This is a genomic window from Collinsella aerofaciens ATCC 25986 (assembly GCF_964259375.1).
Classification (GTDB): Bacteria; Actinomycetota; Coriobacteriia; order Coriobacteriales; family Coriobacteriaceae; genus Collinsella; species Collinsella aerofaciens_BO.
The window spans coordinates 1-21136 of the sequence record NZ_CAXVJM010000009.1; the positions used below are offsets into that span (position 1 = coordinate 1).

General features: G+C 58.4%; 14 protein-coding genes. 10 read left to right on the forward strand and 4 right to left on the reverse strand.

What is annotated here, in order from left to right:
• Positions 1 to 627: 627 nt before the first annotated feature.
• A complete protein-coding gene (gene vsr, locus ACEXKH_RS05315) occupies positions 628 to 1605 on the reverse strand; it encodes a DNA mismatch endonuclease Vsr (protein ID WP_373573358.1) in 978 nt (325 codons plus the stop codon).
• 148 nt (positions 1606 to 1753) lie between these two features.
• Here vsr and ACEXKH_RS05320 point away from each other — a divergent pair, with 148 nt between their 5' ends.
• From ACEXKH_RS05320 to ACEXKH_RS05330, 3 genes are all read left to right on the forward strand, one after another.
• A complete protein-coding gene (locus tag ACEXKH_RS05320; RefSeq protein ID WP_006234847.1) occupies positions 1754 to 2539 on the forward strand; it encodes an ABC transporter ATP-binding protein in 786 nt (261 codons plus the stop codon).
• Positions 2529 to 4766 (forward strand): FtsX-like permease family protein, encoded by a 2238-nt coding sequence (locus tag ACEXKH_RS05325; RefSeq protein ID WP_373573359.1) that lies wholly within the window; start codon positions 2529 to 2531, stop codon positions 4764 to 4766. The genes ACEXKH_RS05320 and ACEXKH_RS05325 overlap by 11 nt, the downstream gene beginning before the upstream one ends.
• 551 nt (positions 4767 to 5317) lie before the next feature.
• Positions 5318 to 6349: a 3-deoxy-7-phosphoheptulonate synthase gene (locus tag ACEXKH_RS05330; RefSeq protein ID WP_373573360.1), complete on the forward strand. Its 1032-nt coding sequence runs from the start codon at positions 5318 to 5320 to the stop codon at positions 6347 to 6349.
• Between the two features lie 643 nt (positions 6350 to 6992).
• Here the strand turns inward: ACEXKH_RS05330 and ACEXKH_RS05335 are convergent.
• The 3 genes from ACEXKH_RS05335 to ACEXKH_RS05345 are packed head-to-tail and all read right to left on the reverse strand — an operon-like array spanning position 6993 to position 11661.
• A complete protein-coding gene (locus ACEXKH_RS05335; protein ID WP_373573361.1) occupies positions 6993 to 8849 on the reverse strand; it encodes an ABC transporter ATP-binding protein in 1857 nt (618 codons plus the stop codon).
• On the reverse strand, positions 8849 to 11215 hold the full coding sequence (locus ACEXKH_RS05340; protein ID WP_373573362.1) for an ABC transporter ATP-binding protein: 2367 nt from the start codon (positions 11213 to 11215) through the stop codon (positions 8849 to 8851). Before ACEXKH_RS05340 ends, ACEXKH_RS05335 begins: the two co-directional genes overlap by 1 nt.
• The gene (locus ACEXKH_RS05345; protein WP_373573363.1) at positions 11212 to 11661 is read right to left on the reverse strand and encodes a MarR family winged helix-turn-helix transcriptional regulator; all 450 of its coding nucleotides are present in this window, start codon (positions 11659 to 11661) and stop codon (positions 11212 to 11214) included. The genes ACEXKH_RS05340 and ACEXKH_RS05345 overlap by 4 nt, the downstream gene beginning before the upstream one ends.
• Positions 11662 to 11950: 289 nt before the next feature.
• On the opposite strand from ACEXKH_RS05345, the gene ACEXKH_RS05350 reads away from it, so the two are divergent.
• From ACEXKH_RS05350 to ACEXKH_RS05380, 7 genes are all read left to right on the forward strand, one after another.
• Entirely contained in the window at positions 11951 to 12700 is a 750-nt protein-coding gene (locus ACEXKH_RS05350) for an SDR family NAD(P)-dependent oxidoreductase (protein WP_373573364.1), read from the forward strand.
• A gap of 108 nt (positions 12701 to 12808) precedes the next feature.
• Complete coding sequence (locus ACEXKH_RS05355) at positions 12809 to 13822, forward strand: 2-keto-3-deoxygluconate permease (protein WP_117564719.1); 1014 nt, start codon at positions 12809 to 12811, stop codon at positions 13820 to 13822.
• A gap of 470 nt (positions 13823 to 14292) precedes the next feature.
• Positions 14293 to 16344 (forward strand): formate C-acetyltransferase, encoded by a 2052-nt coding sequence (gene pflB, locus ACEXKH_RS05360; RefSeq protein ID WP_117629918.1) that lies wholly within the window; start codon positions 14293 to 14295, stop codon positions 16342 to 16344.
• Between the two features lie 85 nt (positions 16345 to 16429).
• The gene (gene grcA3, locus ACEXKH_RS05365) at positions 16430 to 16681 is read left to right on the forward strand and encodes an autonomous glycyl radical cofactor GrcA3 (protein ID WP_055252439.1); all 252 of its coding nucleotides are present in this window, start codon (positions 16430 to 16432) and stop codon (positions 16679 to 16681) included.
• Positions 16682 to 16985: 304 nt separating this feature from the next.
• Positions 16986 to 17996, forward strand: a complete 1011-nt coding sequence (locus ACEXKH_RS05370) for a LacI family DNA-binding transcriptional regulator (RefSeq protein WP_229090598.1) — start codon at positions 16986 to 16988, stop codon at positions 17994 to 17996.
• Between the two features lie 183 nt (positions 17997 to 18179).
• A complete protein-coding gene (locus tag ACEXKH_RS05375) occupies positions 18180 to 19562 on the forward strand; it encodes a family 43 glycosylhydrolase (protein ID WP_035137642.1) in 1383 nt (460 codons plus the stop codon).
• A 45-nt stretch (positions 19563 to 19607) separates the two neighbouring features.
• Positions 19608 to 21059 (forward strand): PTS transporter subunit EIIC, encoded by a 1452-nt coding sequence (locus tag ACEXKH_RS05380; protein WP_055285415.1) that lies wholly within the window; start codon positions 19608 to 19610, stop codon positions 21057 to 21059.
• Positions 21060 to 21136: the final 77 nt, after the last annotated feature.

A 21136-nucleotide genomic window follows, 5' to 3' on the forward strand; every position in this document is an offset into this window, starting at 1 on the left:
CCCGTTGCCTCGCTTCTATGAAGCGTTGGCAACGGGGGCCTTCGCGCTGCGGAATGATTTTGGAAACTAAGTACGGGGACCCGCCCAAGCCGTCCTGCTCAATCGCCCTTGTGGCGTTGGAGCGGAAAGGGCGGGGCGCGCTGGGCGCTTTGTTGATGAGGGGCTAGTATGCCCGGGCTTGGTTGGGGAAGGTTTTGTCTAGGGATGCTTGGAGCTTTTCGAACGATGCTCGCAAGTTGTGGCTCTGGTTGGTTGAGCGTTTGGCTTTTGTGGTGGGGGAGTCGAGGAGGCCGTCTCTCTGTGTCGGGGGGAAGGAGAAAGGGTCTGCATGTTTTAGGGATGGCTGCTGTGTTGCGTCATTGGAAGAATGCATGCTTATGCGGCCTCCTCGATGTCCACCAAAAGGTTGCGCACGGGGTGTGCTGCTAGGTCCCGTGCGTTGGCAGTATTATGCCGCGGCTGCTGCAAAGAAGCGCTAAAGAAAGGCTTAACCTGGTTTGGTGTTACGATGAAACTGCAGGTCAGAGGTATCGAGTAACACTCTTGAAAGGTTTTGAGCTTAAGGGCTTTCTAAGGTTTGTGGCGCGGATGTGGCTCGCTTGTGTGGGGCGTGTGGATGGCTCGTTCCTAGCGCTGCGGCCCTGCGGCCCGCACCTGCTCGATGACCTTTTCCATGGTGGCGTCGATGCGGTCCTTTTTGAGTTCGCATTCCCAGATGGTTATGGGCGTCCAGCCCATTTGAGTGAGTGCTGCCACGGCAGCGCGGTCGCGCTCGACGTTGCGACGGAACTTTGCCTCCCAAAACTCAACGTTGCGCTTGGGCTGGCTCGGATTGCACTTAGGGCAGCGGTGCCAAAAGCAGCCGTTGACAAAGATGGCGATCTTGCGGCCGGGGAAGGCGATGTCGGGCTTGCCGGGAACCTTCCATTCCAAGCGATAACCCGTAAGGCCCGCTGCGCGCAGGCGCTGTCGTACGAGCAACTCGGGCTTGGTGTTGGCGCGCTTATTGCCCTTCATGGACTTTTTGATGGCGGCGCGACGGCGGACGAGTTCGCGCTCGTCAGCGGAGAGGTCCGAGGTGTCGATGCCGTCCAGCAGGCCGGGCTTGGGACGCTTTTTGCTGCGGCGCTTAGGTTTACGTTTGGGCTTGGTAGCAGATTCGTCTGCCGCGGTGGCCTCAGCGCCGTTAGCCTCAAGCCGATCTTCCTTTAATTCAATCAGAGCATCGATAAGCCCCTTGTCGGCGGGCATCCACTCAACGGTGGCAAGCGAGGTGCGCGGAATCCAGCGGATATCGAGCTGGCGGTCGTGCTTCTGGGGCTCATCGGATTCATCGGCGAGCGAGCAGTAGTAGCATTCCATGGAGAGATGAAAATCGGGGTAGTCGTACTCAACGGTATAGAAATCGCGTAGGTTGGTGACCTTCACCTGCAGCTCTTCCATAAGCTCGCGGCGCACAGCGTCCTCGGGCGTCTCGCCGCGCATGAGTTTGCCGCCGGGGAACTCCCAAAGTCCCTGCATGTCGCCATAGCCGCGCTGCACGGCAAGCAGCTCATCGGATCCTTCCTTGCGAATGATCCCAGCGGCAACATGAACAGTCTTCAACAGGAGTCCTCTCTCAACATCAACAAGTGACAGGCTAGCTACCCGTACCTTACACAACGGTAAGGCAAGCGTAAGCCATATCGATGGTAGCCGACTCGGCTTCTTGCGACTATAGATGCCGTAGACTAATCGCAAGAAAGGACTCGGTATGCAAACCACGCACATGGCGACCCCGGTACTGGAGGTCGCGCATCTCGAAAAGGTATATGGCGCGCTGGGCAATGTGACCCGCGCGCTCAATGACGTCAGCTTTACCGTCAACCGCGGCGAATTTGTTGGCATCATGGGCGCCTCGGGCTCGGGCAAGTCGACGTTGCTCAACTGCGTGTCGACCATCGATAGCGCCACAAGTGGCACGATCCGCATCAACGGGCAGGACGTAACACGCATGAAGCAGGCTAAGCTTTCGCAGTTCCGCCGCGAGGAGCTCGGCTTTATCTTCCAGGACTCCAACCTGCTCGATACGCTCACGGCACGCGAGAACATCGCCCTGCCGCTCACCATCGCCCGCACAAACTCGGCAGAGATCTCGACCCGCGTGCAGGATGTGGCCGCGCGTCTGTCTATCAGTCAGGTGCTCGACAAGTATCCCTATCAGATGTCCGGCGGCCAGCAGCAGCGCGTTGCCGCGGCTCGCGCGCTCGTCACCGACCCCACCATGATTATGGCCGACGAGCCCACCGGCGCCCTCGATTCCAAGAGCGCTCGCCTGCTGCTCGAGAGCCTGGAGGCCCTTAACCGCCGCCTACGCGCCACCGTGCTCATGGTCACGCACGACAGCTTTGCCGCCAGCTACACGAGCCGTGTGCTGTTTATTCGCGACGGCAAGATCTTCACCGAGCTGCGCCGCGGCGACACCGACCGCCGAGAGTTCTTCGACCGCATTATGGAGGTCGTTGCCATGATGGGCGGTGAGGGCTCCGATGCTCTGTAAACTCGCTTGGGGCAACGTCCGCCGCGCCGGCCGCGACTACCTCGTCTACCTTTTGACGCTCACCCTGGGCGTCACGGTCTTCTATGCCTTTAACACCATCTCGATGCAGGTCGACATCGCCGGAATCGATGAAGAGGGCTTGGCGCAGGTTATGGGCAGCATGCTCGGCTACCTGACGTACTTTTTGGCCGGTGTCATGGCCTTTTTGATGGTGTATGCCAATAACTTCATCATGAAACGCCGCAAAAAGGAGTTTGGCCTGTACCAGGTACTCGGCATGGGGCGTGGGCGCGTCGCCACGATCATGGCGCTCGAGACCGTGATAGTATCGGTCGTGGCCTTTGTCGTCGGCATTGTGCTGGGTGTGGGACTCTCCCAGCTCATGACATTCTTTACGGCCTCACTCTTTAAGACGCAAATCGCCAATTTCCACTTCTTTTTCTCGGTGCATGCGTTCAACCTGACCCTTGCCTGCATGCTCGTGATGTTTGTGCTCACGCTACTGCTGAACCTTCGCGCCGTGCGTCGTACCAAACTCATCGAGCTTATGGGTGCCGAGCGTCGCAACGAGAGCATCAAGACACGCAACCCCTGGATCGCGATTGCCATCTTTGCCGTGGGCGTGGTGCTTGTGGGCGTGGCCTATTACCGTCTGCTACGTGATGGGTTCCCGCTAACCGCGACGGACAGCAAGCTGCAAGAGGCCATGAACCAGTTTGGTATTACGACCGCTATGGTTACCGTGGGCACCTTTGCCCTGTTCTGGGGACTCTCGGGCATGCTTATCAAGCTGCTGCAGAGTCTGCGCAGCGTGTATTGGCGCGGCCTCAATATGTTTACCGTGCGTCAGCTTTCGGCCAAGGTCAATACGGTGTGCTTTTCGATGGGCGTCATCGCGATGATCCTGTTTTTGGCCATCACCTCGGTGACGTGCGGTATGTCTATTGCCAATGTGATGAACGAAAACCTGGAGCGCTATAACCCTGTTGACGTGTCTCAGACGTATGTCTATTACACGCCCGAAACGCTCGACTACTACAAAGAGTATGTCAATCCGTCTGAGGCCGATCGCATGGTGTTGGCCGATACAACGGTCGATTTGTACTCCGCATGGCACGGCGATCGTATCAATTCCGATAACGTTGCAGACGGTATTAAGGGCAAGTCGGCGGACAACAACGACGAGACCGGCAAGAAGGTCAATATCGCCGATGTTGCCGGTGAGCATGTGCAGATCGATTCGTATCTGAGTTACCCGCTTGGCGGCTCGGGCCCCTCGGTGGTGGCGGGTGAGATGTGCAAGGCCATGGGAGAAAAGCTCCCCAAGGCGCTCGAGGGAAGCAACGCCGATGCGATGGGTCTGTATGTGACGCCGGCGAGCCAGTACAACAAGCTGCGCCAGATGATGGGCGAGGAGCCGGTGAGCATTGGCCGCGACCAGTATCTGCTCACGTGTGATATGGGCGGTGAGCTGGGCGACCTGTACACCAAGTATATGGCTGGCGGCCATGCCCTTACCTTGGGCGGGCATACGCTCAAGCCCGCAACCGATAAGGCGGACGAGGACACGGCGGCCATCGCCAACTCGGCGATGGGCAGCAATCCCGGCACCGTGGTCGTAGCCGATGAGCTGCTGTCCCAGCTTAATCTGCAGCCGTATGCCAGTAATCTGCTCGTTAATTACAAACAGGGGATGGATACGACCGAGGCAGACGAGAGCATTAAATACACCTTGCTCGACGATCTGCTCGTTGACGGCAAGGAGCCGGGGTCGTGGGGAGTCTTCATCAAGCGCTCCGAGATGTATACGCAGGCGGCGCAGATGAACGGCATGATTAGCTATCTGGCCATCTACATTGGCTTTGTACTGGTCGTTGCATGCGCGGCGATTCTGTCGATCCAGCAACTCTCCAACGTGGCCGACGGCAGCCGCAGCTATCGTGTGCTGGCACAAATCGGCTGTGACGACCGCCAGATCCGCCATTCGGTGATGGCGCAGCAAGCGGTGTTCTTCCTGTTCCCGCTGGCAGTGGGCCTGGCGCACTCCTTTGTGGCGCTCAAGGTGATTATCGAGCTGGTGAGCATATTCGGAGATATGAGCATCGGCGGCACCGTGGGCCTCACCTGTGCAATCTTCCTGGCGGCCTATGGTGGCTACTTCCTGGTGACCTACCTCATGAGCGCCGGCATGGTACAAGCTGCCATCGCCACCCGCTACAGCGAGTAACAAGCGGACAAAACCGTCGCAAAACCAGTGCGAACAACCGCCGCGAAGGGAGTCCAGCCCCCCTTCGCGGCGTTTTTTTGTCTGACTGATGAGTCTCAAGGCCAAGTGAGTAGACTTTTTTGGATCTGTCGAGCACATCGCGGGTGGCGCCCAATAAAACCGCAGGTCAGAACTGTGGCGCATTTGGTCGTGCTTCGCCTCCTGCAAAAAGTCTACTCACTCAGTTTTTTCTGTTAGAAGATCGCCGCGAGGGAAAGCAGCTCTCCTACGGCTGTTGACGTTTGCCCAGATAAAACCTGCCAAAATAAACCCGTCCCTTTTTGGTCGGTGTGGGTTTTTGGACGCTTGCCCGACGAGAGTGGATAATCTCCCACTTTGAGCGCGAACATGGGCCAAAAACGGGAGATTATCCACTCTCGTGGTGAGCGGGCCCTTGTGTCGATTCATTCCCTTTTTAGTAGGCTGTGCTTGCACTTTAGCGTGCGACAGCGGATAATGCCGAGCACTCGACAATACGCTTATTGCTCTCTCTATAGATTGAGGAGGCCCCTATGGCCATGGATTTCAAACGCAGGCTGCCGATCCCCATGGAGATCCGCGAGGAAATGCCGCTTTCCGCCGAGCTTACCGCTAAGAAGCAGGCATTTGACGCCGAGGTCGCCAAGGTCTTTACCGGCGAGGACGCGCGCAAGGTGCTCATCATCGGCCCGTGCTCTGCCGATCGCGAGGATTCGGTCCTCGAGTACATGAACCGCCTGGCCAAAACCGCCGAGGAGGTCAAGGACAAGCTCATTATCATTCCGCGCGTCTACACCAACAAACCGCGCACTAAGGGTACCGGCTACAAGGGCCTACTGCACAATCCCGACCCCGAGGCGCCCGATGACCTGCTCGAGGGCGTCAAGGCCATTCGCCACATGCACCTGCGCGTCATCGAGGAGACCGGCTTCTTTACCGCCGACGAGATGCTCTACCCCTCTAACTATCAGTACCTTGTCGATCTGCTGAGCTACGTCGCTGTGGGCGCGCGCTCGGTCGAGAACCAGGAGCACCGTCTGGTGTCGAGCGGTATTTCGGTGCCTGTGGGCATGAAGAATCCTACTGCCGGTTCCACCACTGTCATGCTCAACTCCATCTACGCCGCTCAGGCGCATCAGAGTTTCATCTTCCGCAACTGGGAGGTCGAGTGCGACGGCAATCCGCTCGCGCACGCCGTTATGCGTGGCTACATCGGTCTCGATGGGCGCACCTACCCCAACTACCACTACGAGCACCTCGAGCGCCTGGCCGAGCGCTATACCGAGCACGCCGGCTATGCCAATCCGGCAGCGGTCATCGACTGCAACCATGACAACTCGGGCAAGCGTCCGCTGGAACAGTATCGCATTTGCAAGGAGGTGCTCGACAGCTGCCGCCGCAACGAAGCTATCTCCAGGCTGGTCAAGGGCTTTATGATCGAGTCCTACCTTGAGGACGGCAACCAGCCGGTCGACGGCGGCGTCTTTGGCAAGTCGATCACCGACCCGTGCCTGGGCTGGGAAAAGACCGACTACCTCATTCGCGAGATCGCAGAGCGTATCTAGGTTCCGCCGTTCTACCGAACGGCGGACCGGCCGACGCTGCGCGCCGCCCAGAGCGACAATTTGTCATTCAAAAGGCAAGGCATGACCAGAAGGTCTATGTCTTGCCTTTTTCATGCCAACTTGTTCGCTCTGGACGGCGCTCGCTGTCCGTTCTCCACCTGCGGCGTTGTCTTGCTCCGAGCACTCATTGGGGACGTAATTAAATGAGTAGTCGTTGGGGACGTTCTTGTTTGACTGGTCGTTTAAGAACGTCCCCAATGACTACCCTGTTGGCCTTCTCCAGGCCCTGTGGGCAAAAAATGGCAAATATGAGTACTGTTGCTATCGTAGTGCCATATTGCCGGCATAAGATAATAGACATAACAGAAAATATGTTCATTAACCTCAACACATATAGGCCCGCTATAGAGCTATTTGAGTAATTTAGGGGCGCTTGCAAGCCGTGTGGGCAGCATTTGGGGCTGTTTTGGTTGTTACTAAAAAGGTAACAGTACTCATATTTGCCCTTTTTTGCCCACGGGGCCTCGAAGGGGCTGTCAATCAGGTCCCAGGGGAGGCGGCTCAAGGGCCGCAGAACAAAAACGGGGGCGCAGGTTGTCCTGCGCCCCCGTTCTCGGGCGTTATTCGTTCCCTGCGGCAGAATTTACGCCGCCTCGTCGAACTGCGAGTTGTACAGGTCGGCGTAGAAGCCGCCCTGGGCGAGCAACTCGTCGTGCGTGCCCTTCTCGACGATGTCGCCGTCGCGGATCACCAAGATCACGTCGGCATTGCGGATCGTGGACAGGCGGTGCGCGATGACAAAGCTCGTGCGGCCCTGCATTAGCGCATCCATGGCACGCTGAATAAGCTCCTCGGTACGAGTGTCAACGTTGGAGGTCGCCTCGTCCAAAATCAGCGCCGGACGGTCGGCCAAAATGGCACGGGCGATGGTCACGAGCTGGCGCTGACCCTGCGACAGGTTGGTGCCCTCCTCGTTGATCGTAAAGTCGTAACCGCCGGCGAGCGTATGGATAAAGTGGTCGCAGCGTGCGGCGCGTGCGGCGGCCTCGACTTCGGCATCGCTCGCATCGGGGCGTCCGTAGCGGATGTTTTCGCGGATGGTGCCGTTAAACAGCCAGGTATCCTGCAGCACCATGGCAAACTCGCCGCGCAGTGCCGCGCGATCCCAGTCTCGCACGTCGACACCCTCGACGCGCAGCGAGCCGCCGTCCACATCGTAGAAGCGCTGCAGCAGCTTGATGAGCGTAGTCTTGCCAGCGCCGGTGGGACCGACGATGGCAATGGTCTGGCCGGGCTGCGCCTCGCAGCTAAAGTCGTGGATGATGGTCTTGTCGGGCGTGTAGCCAAACTTGACATGGTCGAACTCCACGTGCCCGGGGCGCTTCTCGGGAATCTGCGCGTCGGCCTTCTGCTCCTCCTCGGGCGCGGCCAGGAACTCAAAGACGCGCTCGGTGGCAGCGGCCATCGACTGCATCGTGTTGCTCACGTTGCCCAGCTGCTGTACGGGTTGCGTAAAGTTGCGAACGTACTGGATAAAGCTCTGGATGTCGCCGGGCGTGGCATTGCCGGTCAGCGCGAGCTGCGCACCCACCACGACAACGCCCACGTAACCCATGTTGCCCACCAGGCTCATAAGCGGCATCATCAGGCCCGACAGGAACTGCGAACGCCAGCCACTAATAAACAGGCGGTCGTTTTGACGGTCGAACTCCTCGATTGAGGCCTCGGCGCGGTCGAACACCTGAATGACGTTCTGGCCGGCAAAGTCCTCCTCGATAATGCCGTTGACGGCGCCCAGGACCTGCTGTTGCTCGCGGAAGTACGGCTGCGAGAAGTGAATCATTACGGTCAAGATAATCGCGGCGGCCGGCAGCGTGAGCACGGTGACGCCGGTAAGCGGCAGGCTGATCGACAACATCATGACGAGCACGCCGATAATCTGCGTGACGGACGTAATAAGCTGCGTCACGCTCTGGTTGAGCGACTGGCCGAGCGTATCGACGTCGTTGGTGATGCGGCTGAGCACGTCACCCTTGCTGTGACCGTTGAAGTAACTCATCGGTACGACGGCAATTTTGGCGGCGATCTCCTTGCGCATGCGGTAGCAGATCTTTTGCGTGACACCGGTCATGAGCCAGCCCTGGATGAGGCTGCAAACAGAGCTTGCCAGGTACAGGCAGAGCAAAAAGCCGAGCGTCTTGGCGATCCAGTTAAAGTCGACATCGCCGGTGCCGTTGACCTTGGCAACCAGGCCCTCAAACAGCTTGGTCGTAACCTGGCCGAGCACCTTAGGCCCCACGATATTAAAGATGACCGAGCACACGGCAAAGGCGACGGCGGCAAACACGGCAATCTTGTGCTGGCCAATATAGCCGAGCAGCTGCCTCATGGTGCCCTTAAAGTCCCTGGCCTTTTCGCCGCGGCCCATGCCACCCATGCGGCCCATGGGACCGCGCTGGCGGGTGGGCTTGGGGATCTGAGTCTTGGTTTCGTCTGCCATTAGCGCTCGCCTCCTTCCATAACGGCTGCAATTTCTTCTTGGGTGAGCCCCAGCTCCTTGGCGGAAAGCTGCGATTGTGCGATCTCCAGGTACGCCGGGCAGCTATGCAGCAGCTCCTCGTGCGTACCGGCGCCCACCACGTGACCGTCGTCGAGCACGATAATCTGGTCGGCGTGCATGATAGTCGCGATGCGCTGGGCCACGACCACGAGTGCAGCGTCAGTGACGTTTTTGGCCAGCTCCTCGCGCAGGCGGGCGTCAGTCTTGTAGTCGAGGGCGCTAAACGAGTCGTCGAACACCACGACCTCGGGCTTTTTGGCCAGGGCGCGGGCGATGGCCAGGCGCTGGCGCTGACCGCCCGAGACATTGGAGCCGCCCTGGCTGATGGGGGAGTCATAGCCGTCCTCGCGCTCGGCGATAAAGTCCTCGGCCTGGGAGATGCGTGCGGCCTCGTGCATGTCCTCGTCGCTCACCATGTCGCCGGCAAACTTGAGGTTACTCTCGACGGTGCCCGAGAACAGGCGCCCCTGCTGCGGGATGTAACCAATACGGCGGCGCAGCTCGGAAAGGGTCATGTCGCGCACGTCGATGCCGTCGAGCGAAATGCTGCCGCCCGTGACGTCGTACAGGCGCGGAATCAGCTGCACAAGTGTGGACTTGCCCGAGCCCGTGGAACCAATGATGCCGAGCATCTGACCGGCGTGCGTGGTGAAGTTTACGCCGCTGATGACGTCGGCGCGGGCATCGGGATACTGGAAGCTCACGTCGCGGAAGGTGAGCTCACCGCGCGGCGCGCTGGCCGCGGGCAGTTTGGGCGAGACAGGGTCGTTGATGCTGGTGGGGCAAGTGATGACCTCTTCCACGCGCTCGGCTGCGACCTCGGCGCGGGGCAGGATAACCGAAACCATGGTGAGGATCATAAACGCCATGACGATCTGCATGGTGTAGGAGATAAACGCCATCATGTTGCCGACCTGCATCACGCCGTCGGACACGCCCTGCGCGCCAAACCAGACGATAAGTACGGTGATGCAGTTCATGACGAGCATCATGAGCGGCATCATAAAGCTCATGGCGCGGTTGGTGTAGAGCTGCGTGGTCATCAGGTCGAGTGATGCCTTGTCAAAACGTTCGAGCTCATGCTCCTCGCGGTTGAACGAGCGGATGGGCATCAGGCCGTCGAGCAGCTCGCGGGCGGTAAGGTTCACGCGGTCCACAAAACTTTGCATCTTTTTGAACTTGGGCATGGTGAGGCCCATGAGCACGCCGACGACAGCCGAAACCGCGATGATGGCCACAGCGATGGTCCACTCCAGGCCGGTGTGGTTGGCCAGGACGCGCATGACGGCGACGATGCCCATGACGGGGGCCATGAGGCACATGCGGATAAACAGGGTTGCGGCCATCTGAATCTGCTGAATGTCGTTGGTGCAGCGGGTGATGAGCGAGGCCTGGCTAAACTTGCCCACTTCGGCCGGCGAGAAGTGCATAACCTTGTTGAAGGTCTCGCGGCGCAGGTCGCGGGCGATGGAGCAGGCGGTGCGCGAAGCCACGGCACCGGTCAGGATGGTGGCGACCAACGATACCAGACACAGACCAAACATCGTGGTCGCCATGCGGCCCAGGTAGGCGTTCTGCACGTCGGCGGGGTCGATACCCTGCGCCTTGTACTCGTCTTGCACATAGCTCACGGCGCGTTGGGTCACGATGGAGCCCGACATGGAGCCCATTTTGTCCGCCATTTCATTGGTGCCCTCGACGAGCTTGCTTTGGTCGATTAGGTCGCCTTCAACGCCTAGACGCAGACTCTTCATGGTGATCTTACCGCCGTCAGCATCAATCTGCTTTTGCATATTCTGCGCCGCTGCGGCCTTCTGCTGCATCTCGGCGAGCTGCTCGGGCGTCATTGCTGCCATCTGCTCGGGGGTGGGCATGGACGGGGCGGCGTTGTTGCCCTCCTCGCTGGACGTGCCCATCATGTCGCCCATGGAGCTGGCGTCGATGCCTTGGTTGAGCGAAAGGACGACGGTCTCGGGCAGGCTCATGATATCGGCGAGCTTGCTGCCGTCGGCGCGCTCATCCTCGGTTCCCCTGTACGTGCGAATGCCGTTTTTGTCTGCCTTGCCAAACGCAGCTTCTACTGTCTTGGCGTCCTTGGCGCTCATAAAGAGTTCGAGGTCGTCGAGCGATTCGGCACGAATGGTGTCGGGCACGGGCGAGGCGATGCCGCCTTGCTGCACGCCCACGTCGACGATGTCGCTCATATAGGTAGGCAGTGCCAGATCGGCGTTGCAGCTGATTACGATAAGTACGATAGCTGCGAACAGTGCTGGGACATGCTTTTTAAAGAGCTTGAGAATCCTCACTCGGCATCTCTCCTTTCTTGATTGCGGTCGATAATTTCGTTGGCGCGTCTTAGAAGGCGCACCATCTCTTGGGTATCTGTTTCGCCGAGCTGCTCGAGGAAGGCCGCGGTGCGGTTCTCGAATTCCCGACGTTTGCTTTCGAGACCTTGTCGGCCTTTATCGGTCACCGTGACGTGCACGCGACGACGGTCGGTTTTTGAGTGCTCACGCTCAACCCAGCCCTTGGTTTCGAGAGCGCGTAGGATATTGGCGATGCGGGCGCTCGAGACCCAGGCGCGATCAGCGAGTTCGCTCGGCGTGAGCGTGCCGCCAGCGAGTATGAGGGCGCGCATGACAGCCATCTCGCCGCCGAGAGCTTTGTCCGCAAAGCGCGAAATGCGCTGATGCATGCTGCCAAACTCAGCTAAGAGCTGACGCCCAAGCTCATGGAAATCGGTATCTTCCACCGAAAACCCCTAACACTAGAAACTATTTTCGGTGAAAGATGATACCATGTGCGCGCATCCTAACCGGCAGATTTTGAGGCATGTCCCAAAAATCTACGTGGCTGCCAGTCAATATAAAGAGCGTATAAAGACTTAAAATCATTCAATAATTGTAGCGTTTCAAAGAATTATCATGTACGCGGTTAGGCGAGGGGTTGTCACCACCATGACGACTGGGACTCATATAATCGCCACGTGCGATGCTCCAACTTCCCGCAAGGAGACACCTTATATAAAGGGGGATGGAGTCATGGCATTTGACTTCACGGGCAAGACCGCGATTGTCACGGGTGGCACTCAGGGCATTGGCCTCGAGATCGCCAGGGGCATCGTCGCGGGCGGCGGACACGTCGCGCTCATCGCAAGGAACGCTGCCAAGGGTGAGGCCGCCGTGGCCGAGCTTGGCGAGGGCAACAAGTTCTATCAGCTCGATGTTGCCGATGCGCCCAAGGCGCGCGAGACTGTCGAGCAGATTTTCACCGATTTGCCGCAAACCAACATCCTGATCAACTGCGCTGGCGTCATCAGCACCAAGAAGTTCGACGAGATCGATGACACCGAGTGGCGTCGTACCATCGACATCAACCTCAACGGTACCTTCACTATGATGAATGCTGTGTACCCGCACTTTAAGGCGGCCCATGCCGGCACTATCGTCAACGTGAGTTCCGTTGCGGGCAAGATCGGTGGCGGCCTGCTCGGCACCGCGGCTTACGCGAGCTCCAAGGCCGGTGTTAACGGTCTAACCAAGGCAGTCGCCAAGGAAGGCGGCAAGTTTGGCGTCCGCTGCAACGCCGTGTGCCCGTCGCTCACCCTTACCGATATGACCTCGATTCTCTCTGACGAGAACTCTCAGCGCATCATCAACGGTATTCCTCTGGGCCGTGCCGCCCAGGCAAGCGAGCCTGCGCAGATGGTGCTGTTCTTCGCTTCCGACCTCGCCAGCTTCGTGAACGGCGAGATCGGTGACTGCGACGGCGGTATCGTCCTGGACGGGTAATACCCCGCGGCGATCGTTTGGCGGCGACCCTGGCGACTCGGGGTTGTCGCCTTCTTTCTGACATAGGCGCGTGCGGCCGCGTGTCACACGCATCAAAAGGAGATATAAATGAGTGAATCGACTGCGGTGGAGGCGCCGGCGGCAAAGGAGCCGTTCTTTAAGATGTCCTCCATCCCGGGTGCCAATATTTTGGTGCCGCTTTTGCTGGGCTGCCTGCTCAACACGCTGTTCCCCGACCTGTTCAAAACGCTCGGCAGTTTTACGCTCGGCATGACCCAGCAGGGCGCAGGCCCGCTCGTGGGCGCTTTTTTGCTCATCGTCGGTACGACGATTTCGTTTAAGAGCGCTCCTGCCGCCGCTGCCCGCGGCGCCATCATCATCGCCGTCAAGCAGATCGTGGTCGTTGCCGTGTCGCTGCTCATCCTTTATGTGTTCAACGACAACCTGTTTGGTATCTCGGCCATGGTGATGCTGGCCGCTTGCACGGGTGCGAACAACGCTATGTACGCTGGACTGATGGGCACCATGGGCAATGAGGCCGAACGTGGTGCCGTCGCAATCACCACGCTGGTTGTCGGCCCTCCGGTCACGATGATCGTGCTCGGCGCTGCCGGTCAGGCTCCGATCGGCTGGTCGCTCGTGGGCGCCATCCTGCCGATCGTCGTCGGCATTATTCTGGGTAACCTCTTCCCGAGCTTTAAGAAGATGATGGCACCGGCACTTTCCGCCATCATCGTGCTCGTCTTCTTTGCCATGGGCTCGACCATGACCTTTGGCCAGCTTATCAACGGTGGTCTTCCCGGCATCCTGCTCGGCGTGATCTGCTCGGTGGTCTTTGCAATTCCCGTCATCGCGGTCGATAAGCTCACGGGCGGTACGGGTGTCGCAGGTGCGGCCATTTCGAGCTGCGCCGGAGCCAATGTGGCCACGCCTGCTGCCATGGCAAGCGTCAACGAGGCCATGTACGGCGGCGCGGTGCTCGCGACGGCTACGGCGCAGGTCGCAGCATGTGCTATCGTGACGGCCATTTTGACCCCGCTGGTCACCAGCTGGTGCTACAAGCATTTTGAGGGTCAGGGCCACAGCAAGGCAACGACCGACAAGGCCGCCGCAGCCGCCTAATGCCAAGCGGCAATCAAAGCTAAATAACTAACCATGCCACAGGGCGGTCCCGGGGGAAATCCCGTGGCCGCCCTGCAGTTTCTGCGGGGTCTCTGGGGCACTTTACTCTGCTAAAGCTGGCATAACAGCTAGAGCGAACGTCGTACAAAGGCAAGGAAAAATACCAAACAAATCGGTGAACGGTAGTTGCTCGCGCTCGCATTTCCTGCGGATTTGTTAAAAACGCCCTAATGGTATAAAAAAAGAAACATATAACAGCCCTGATGAAGGGGGTGGCTATGTTATCCTTCTCAAACGGGTGAAATCTTGGGTTTTGGGTTGCAGTTCCAAGGTGGACAAACGTTTTTCCCTGTACCAACGTGTGGTGAAGAACGGAAGAAGCCGGTAGTGCAAGCCGATAATTCAAGAATTCAATAAGCAGCGGTGTGAGAGAGCGCCGCATTACACGTAACTAGGAGCGTGGTTACACAATGCAGGAGGCATGGGAAGGCTTCAAGGAAGGCATCTGGACGGGAGAAGTTGACGTCCGAGACTTCATCCAGAAGAACTACACCCCCTATGAGGGCGACGAGTCGTTCCTCGCCGGTCCGACCGAGCGTACCAAGGAGCTGTGGGGCGAGGTTCTCGACCTGCTGCTCAAGGAGCGCGAGCAGGGCGGTGTCCTCGATATGGACACCAAGACTGTCACGGGTATCGTGAGCCACCCCGCTGGCTACATCGATAACGCCCACCGCGAGAAGGAGACCATCGTCGGCCTCCAGACCGACAAGCCGCTCAAGCGCGCGCTGCACGTCAACGGTGGTATCCGCATCGCTTGCCAGGCTGCCAGCCAGCACGGCTACAAGGTCGACGAGAACGTTGTCGAGCGCTACACCTTCGAGCGCAAGACCCACAACGCTGGCGTCTTCGATGTCTACACCCCCGAGATGCGTGCTTGCCGCTCGGCTCACATCATCACCGGTCTGCCCGATGGCTATGGCCGCGGCCGCATCATCGGCGACTACCGTCGTGTCGCCCTGTACGGTGTCGACTACCTGATCAAGGACAAGGAGGCCCAGAAGGCTTCCACCCCGACGGTCATGACCGCCGACAACATCCGCGATCGCGAGGAGCTGCAGGAGCAGATCCGCGCCCTCGGCGAGCTCAAGATGATGGCCGAGACCTATGGTTTCGATATTTCCAACCCTGCTACCAACACGCAGGAGGCCATCCAGTGGATGTACTTCGCCTACCTCGCTGCCGTCAAGGAGCAGAACGGCGCCGCTATGTCCATCGGCCGTACCTCCACGTTCATCGACATCTACGCTGAGCGCGACCTTGCCAACGGTACCTTCACCGAGGAGCAGATCCAGGAGTTCGTGGATCACTTCATCATGAAGCTCCGCATGGTCAAGTTTGCCCGTACCCCCGAGTACCAGGCCCTGTTCACCGGCGACCCGCAGTGGGTCACCGAGTCCATCGGCGGCATGGGTGTTGACGGCCGTACGCTCGTTACCAAGATGAGCTACCGCTACCTGCACACGCTCGAGAACATGGGCACCAGCCCCGAGCCCAACATGACCGTTCTGTGGTCGACCCGTCTGCCCGAGAACTTCAAGAAGTTCTGTGCCAAGACTTCTGTCGCCAGCTCCTCGATCCAGTACGAGAACGACGACCTCATGCGCGTTTACCACGGCGACGACTACGGCATCGCCTGCTGCGTGTCCTCCATGCGCATCGGCAAGGAGATGCAGTTCTTCGGCGCCCGTGCCAACCTGGCCAAGTGCCTGCTCTACGCGCTCAACGGCGGTGTTGACGAGGTCTCCAAGAAGCAGGTCGGCCCCAAGTACCGCGCCGTCGAGGGCGATACGCTCGATTACGACGACGTTGTGGCCAAGTACAACGACATGATGAAGTGGCTCGCTGGCGTGTACGTCAACTCGCTGAACATCATTCACTACATGCACGACAAGTATTGCTACGAGCGCATCCAGATGGCTCTGCACGACAAGCACGTGCACCGCTGGTTCGCTACGGGCATCGCTGGCCTTTCCGTCGTGGCTGACTCCCTGTCCGCCATCAAGTACGCCAAGGTCCACCCCGTCCGTGATGAGAACGGCATCATCGTCGACTTCGAGACCGAGGGCGAGTTCCCCAAGTACGGTAACGACGACGACCGCGTCGACCAGATCGCTCACGACGTTGTGCACCAGTTCATGGAGTACATCCGCATGAACGACACCTACCGCAACTCCGTGCCCACGACCTCGGTTCTGACCATTACCTCCAACGTCGTGTACGGTAAGAAGACCGGTTCCACGCCTGACGGCCGCAAGGCTGGCCAGCCGTTCGCCCCGGGTGCTAACCCCATGCACAAGCGCGATAGCCACGGCGCCATCGCTTCGCTGTCTTCGGTTTCCAAGCTCCCGTTCCGCGATGCTCAGGACGGCATCTCCAACACCTTCTCCATCATCCCGGGTGCGCTCGGCAAGGAGGACCAGGTGTTCTTTGGCGATATCGACCTTGATCAGCTGGGCGAGTAACTATTGTTAGTGCTATACTAACAATAACGATTACTGATTAGCGCGCCGGTTTCGGCCGGCGCCTATCGATCGAAGGAGACACATTATGAAGGTTTCTGAAGTTTCCGAGACTCAGGCCGATAACCTGGTCCACATGCTCGACGCTTACGCCGAGAAGGGTGGCCATCACCTGAACATCAACGTCTTCAACCGTGAGACGTTGCTCGATGCTCAGGCTCACCCCGAGAAGTACCCGCAGCTGACCATCCGCGTTTCCGGCTATGCCGTGAACTTCCACACGCTCACCAAGGAGCAGCAGGACGAGGTCATTTCGCGTACCTTCCACAACAAGTTCTAAAGGGATTTAACTCCTGTAGGATTACTGGGGCCGGTTTTGGGTTATTTTCCAAAACGTCCTCGGACATGCAAAGAGGCTCCGCTGCGCGCGTTGCGCGGCGGGGCCTCTTTGCGTCCTGCGGGATGTTTTGGAAAATAACCCAAAAACGGCCAAGCGGGGTTCTTCGGAGTCACCCTTTAGGCGGAACTCTCCTAATTAGTTGGATGAGTCGTTTACTTACTTGTGCTGTTACCGTCTTCCCGCTGTTGTTGGGGTATGCTTTGTTCGTATGTAAACGTATGACATGTTGATGGGGGAGGGTGCTATGGCTCGCGAGAGTGCTCGTTCTAAGGATACGGCTAAGCCTGGCATCAAGGAAGTTGCGGCGGTGGCGGGGGTTTCGCCTACTACGGTATCTCGCGTGCTTAATAATCGCGGCTATATTAGCCAAGAGACCCGCGATAAGGTCCATGCCGCGATGGAGCGCATCAACTATACGCCCAACGATATCGCCCGTGCCATGCTCAACGGTCGCCTGAATCTTATCGGTATGATCGTTCCCTTTGTGAGCAGCCCGTTCCATGCTCAGGTTGTGCAGGCGGTCGAGCGCACGTTAGCGGAAAACGGCTTTAAGATGTTGCTGTGCAACAGCGCCAATCGACCCGATCTTGAGCGTTCCTATATTGACATGCTCCGCCGCAATATGGTCGACGGCGTCATCGTCAACTCCCTCAATATCGGTGCCGAGGCATATGCCGAGATGGGCTTGAGCCTGGTTGGCATCGACTGCGATCTTGGCGAGGGCTCTGTCCAGATTGCAAGTGACAGCTATGGCATTGGCGAGCTCGCCACGCGCCGTCTGATTGATGACGGCTGCAGGCGTATCCTGTGCCTGCGCAGCAATAGCCGCATGCGCATGCCTGCCAATAAGCGTACCGATGCCTACCTCGATGTTGTTGAGCAGGCCGGTTTGTCCGCGCTTGTCCGTGAGGTTGAGTTCGTTAAGCCCGACGACGAAAAGGGCGCGGTCGTTGCGAAGATCCTCGATGAGAATCCCGATATTGACGGCATCTTTGCGGGAGACGATACGATGGCGGCCATCTGTCTCAACGTGATGAAGCAGCGCGGCTTGAGCGCTCCAGACGATATTAAGGTCGTGGGCGCGGATGGTGCCCGCCGAACTATGACGTTTATGCCTGACTTAACAACCGTACGTCAAGATATCGATCGCATCGGAGAGCTCGCGGCGCAATCCATCATCGCTCTTATTAACGGCGATAATCCCGAATCGAATATCAAGCTCCCCGTTGAACTCATTGAGGGCAAAACCGCGTAGTTCATCCCGTGCCAAAAGAATTCCTCAAACGCCTCTGATGACCGTTCATCGGCATATGTCAACCGTTTGCCGACGACTGGAACTGCGAAAAGACGTATTGGTGTGAAAACGTTTGACATATGAAAACGATTGACATATCTTGCCATTGTACCGAGTTAGTATGTCGTGGAAAGGAAGTCTCGGATGCACAAGGTGTATTACCAGCCTGAGGGAATTTGGGTAGGCGACATCATGCCGTACGGCGAGGACGGCACGTTCTATCTCTATCATCAGCGTGACACGCGTAACCCCGAACCTTTCGGAGAGCCGTTTGGCTGGGCACTCGCTACGACCAAGGATTTCGTCAACTACAAGGACTTTGGCGAGAGCCTTGAGCGTGGCGGCGACGAGGAAGTCGACCAGTACATTTATGCCGGCACGGTGTTTAAGGTGGGCGACAAGTACCATGCGCTCTACACTGGTTGCAATCGCGATAAGGTCCGCGCACGTTTGATGAAGCAGGTTCTTCTTCACGCAACGAGCGACGACGCCGTCAAGTGGGAGAAGAACATCGCCGAGACGCTGCTTCCGCCCCAGGAGGGTTACGATGACCGCAACTGGCGCGATCCCTTTGTGCTTTGGGATGAGGAGAACGAAGAGTACATGCTCATCCTCGGCACGCGTGTGGGCGAGGACAAGCGTCTGATGACCGGCCGCCTGGTCAAGTTCACCTCCAAGGATCTGACCAACTGGGAGTTCCAGGGCGACTGGTGGAACCCGGGCCTGTACACCATGTTTGAGATGCCTGATCTCTTTAAGATGGGCGACTGGTGGTACCTCGTCTTTTCCGAGTACAGCGACGGCAACAAGACCCGTTACCGCATGTCCAAGTCCATCAACGGTCCTTGGATTACCCCCGCTGACGACTCCTTCGACGGCCGCGCGTACTACGCCGCTCGCACCGCATTCGATGGCGAGCGTCGCGTTCTCTTTGGTTGGGTTCCTACGCGTGACGAGGGCGGCGACCCCAGCTCTTACCTATGGGGTGGCACCTTTATGCCCCTCGAGATCGTTCAGCGTGCCGACGGAACGCTCGGCACCAAGCTCCCCGACAGCATGCTTGGCGCCTTTGGCGAGGCTAAGGCAGTCGAGACCTTTGAGCTTTCCTGCGAGTCGGGCAAGGTCGAGCAGGTGCTCGCCGCGGATGCCGGCTCCACCTACTTGCTCGATGCCGACATTGAGCTCGGCGGTAACGCTGCCGGCTTCTCGGTCAAGTTCGCCGAGGACGCCGAGACCGGTCTTGCCTATGAGTTCCGCGCCAACCTGCGCGAGGGCAAGCTCGAGTTCACGCCGGCTCCCCAGTACCCGTGGTTCCAGGTCAACAACATGGGCCTCGAGCGTCCGTTGTTCTTTAAGGGCGAGGGCACTCACCATGTGCGTCTGGTCGTCGACGACGACATCGCGACCATCTTTGTCGATGATGTTGCGCTCAACGCTCGCTTCTGCAACAAGCAGGGCCAGGGTGTGGCGCTTACCGTCACCGACGGTGCGCTCAAGTGCGCAAACGCAACGATCGCGTCTCTGTAGCGGCAACGAACCGTTTTATGATTTAGAAAAGGAATGGAGAGGAACATGGACTACAAGGCAGTGTCCCAGCAAGTCGTCGACAACGTCGGCGGACTGGAGAACATCGAGGGCGCCACGCATTGCGTGACCCGTCTGCGTCTGGTGCTCAAGGATACGAGCAAATACAACAAGGCCGAGCTCGAGAACATCGATGGCGTCAAGGGCGTGCTGTACAACAGCGGCCAGCTCATGATCATCTTTGGTACCGGTACCGTCAACAAGGTTTACGATGAGTTTATGGCTCTGACGGGCGTCAAGGAGATTAGCGCTTCCGAGGTCAAGGGTGCCGAGGCGGACAAGAAAGGCAAGTTCTTCTCGGTCCTCAAGGTGTTCTCGGACATCTTTATCCCCATCATTCCTGCCTTCGTCGGTGCCGCTATCATCATCGGCCTTAAGTCGTTGATCGTTGCCAACGGCCTCTTTGGCATGGAGGGCAGTCTCGCCGATCACAGCGAGTTCCTCAAGAACCTCGCAAGCTTCTTTGCCATTATCGCCACCACGTTCGACTACCTGCCTGTCCTGGTTATGTACAGCGCGGTCAAGCGTTTTGGCGGTAACCCGATCCTGGGCATCCTCGTCGGTATCGTCATGGTTCACCCGAGTCTTATGAACCGTAACACGTTCGTTATGGACCCGACGGGTGCTGAGTACTGGAACTTCGGTCCGCTATCCATTCCCATGGTTGCTTTCCAGGGCGGTGTGTTCCCTGCAATCCTGACTGCCTGGTTTATGGCCAAGGTCGAAAAGATTGCCCAGAAGTACATCCCCGAGGTCGTCTCGTTTGTCTTTGTCCCGACCGTTACCCTGATTCTTGCTAACGTTGCCCTGTTCACCGTGTTCGGCCCGCTCGGCAACCTGATCGGCGACGTCCTCGCTGGCGTAATCGATGTCCTGTACAACAGAATGGGCGTCTTTGGTGCCTTTGTCTTCGCCGCGTTCCTGCAGCCGCTCGTCGTTACCGGTACGCATCAGTTCATCCAGGGTATCGAGGCCAACCTCGTTGCCACGACTGGCTTCAACTACATCCAGGCCATCTGGTCGGTTTCCATCATCGCCCAGGGCGGCGGCGCCATCGGCATGTACCTCATTCACAAGAAGCACTCCAAAGAGCGCAACATCTGCATGTCGTCCTTTATTCCGACGCTGGTCGGTATCTCCGAGCCCGCTATCTTCGCTGCAAACATGCGCTATTCGATCATTCCGTTCATCTGCGCATGCATCGGTGCAGGCTGCGGCGGTGCCTTCGTGAAGTTCTTTGAAGTGCGCGCTATCGGTCAGGGTCTGACCGGTGTGCTTGGCCTGCTCATCGTTACGCCCGAGACTCTCGTGTGGTATGTGGCTGGTAATCTTATCGCCTTTATCGTGCCGATCTTCTTGATCTTTGCCTACAACAAGGCAAAGGGCGTTCCGACCACCGATGAAGAGGGCGCTGGTGCTGGCTTCGATGTCAGCTTCTAGTTGAGCCGTTCAGCGTAATGTGCGGATAAGTCCATTTGAGGAAGGGCGCTCGGCTCGTGCGAGTCGAGCGTCCTTCC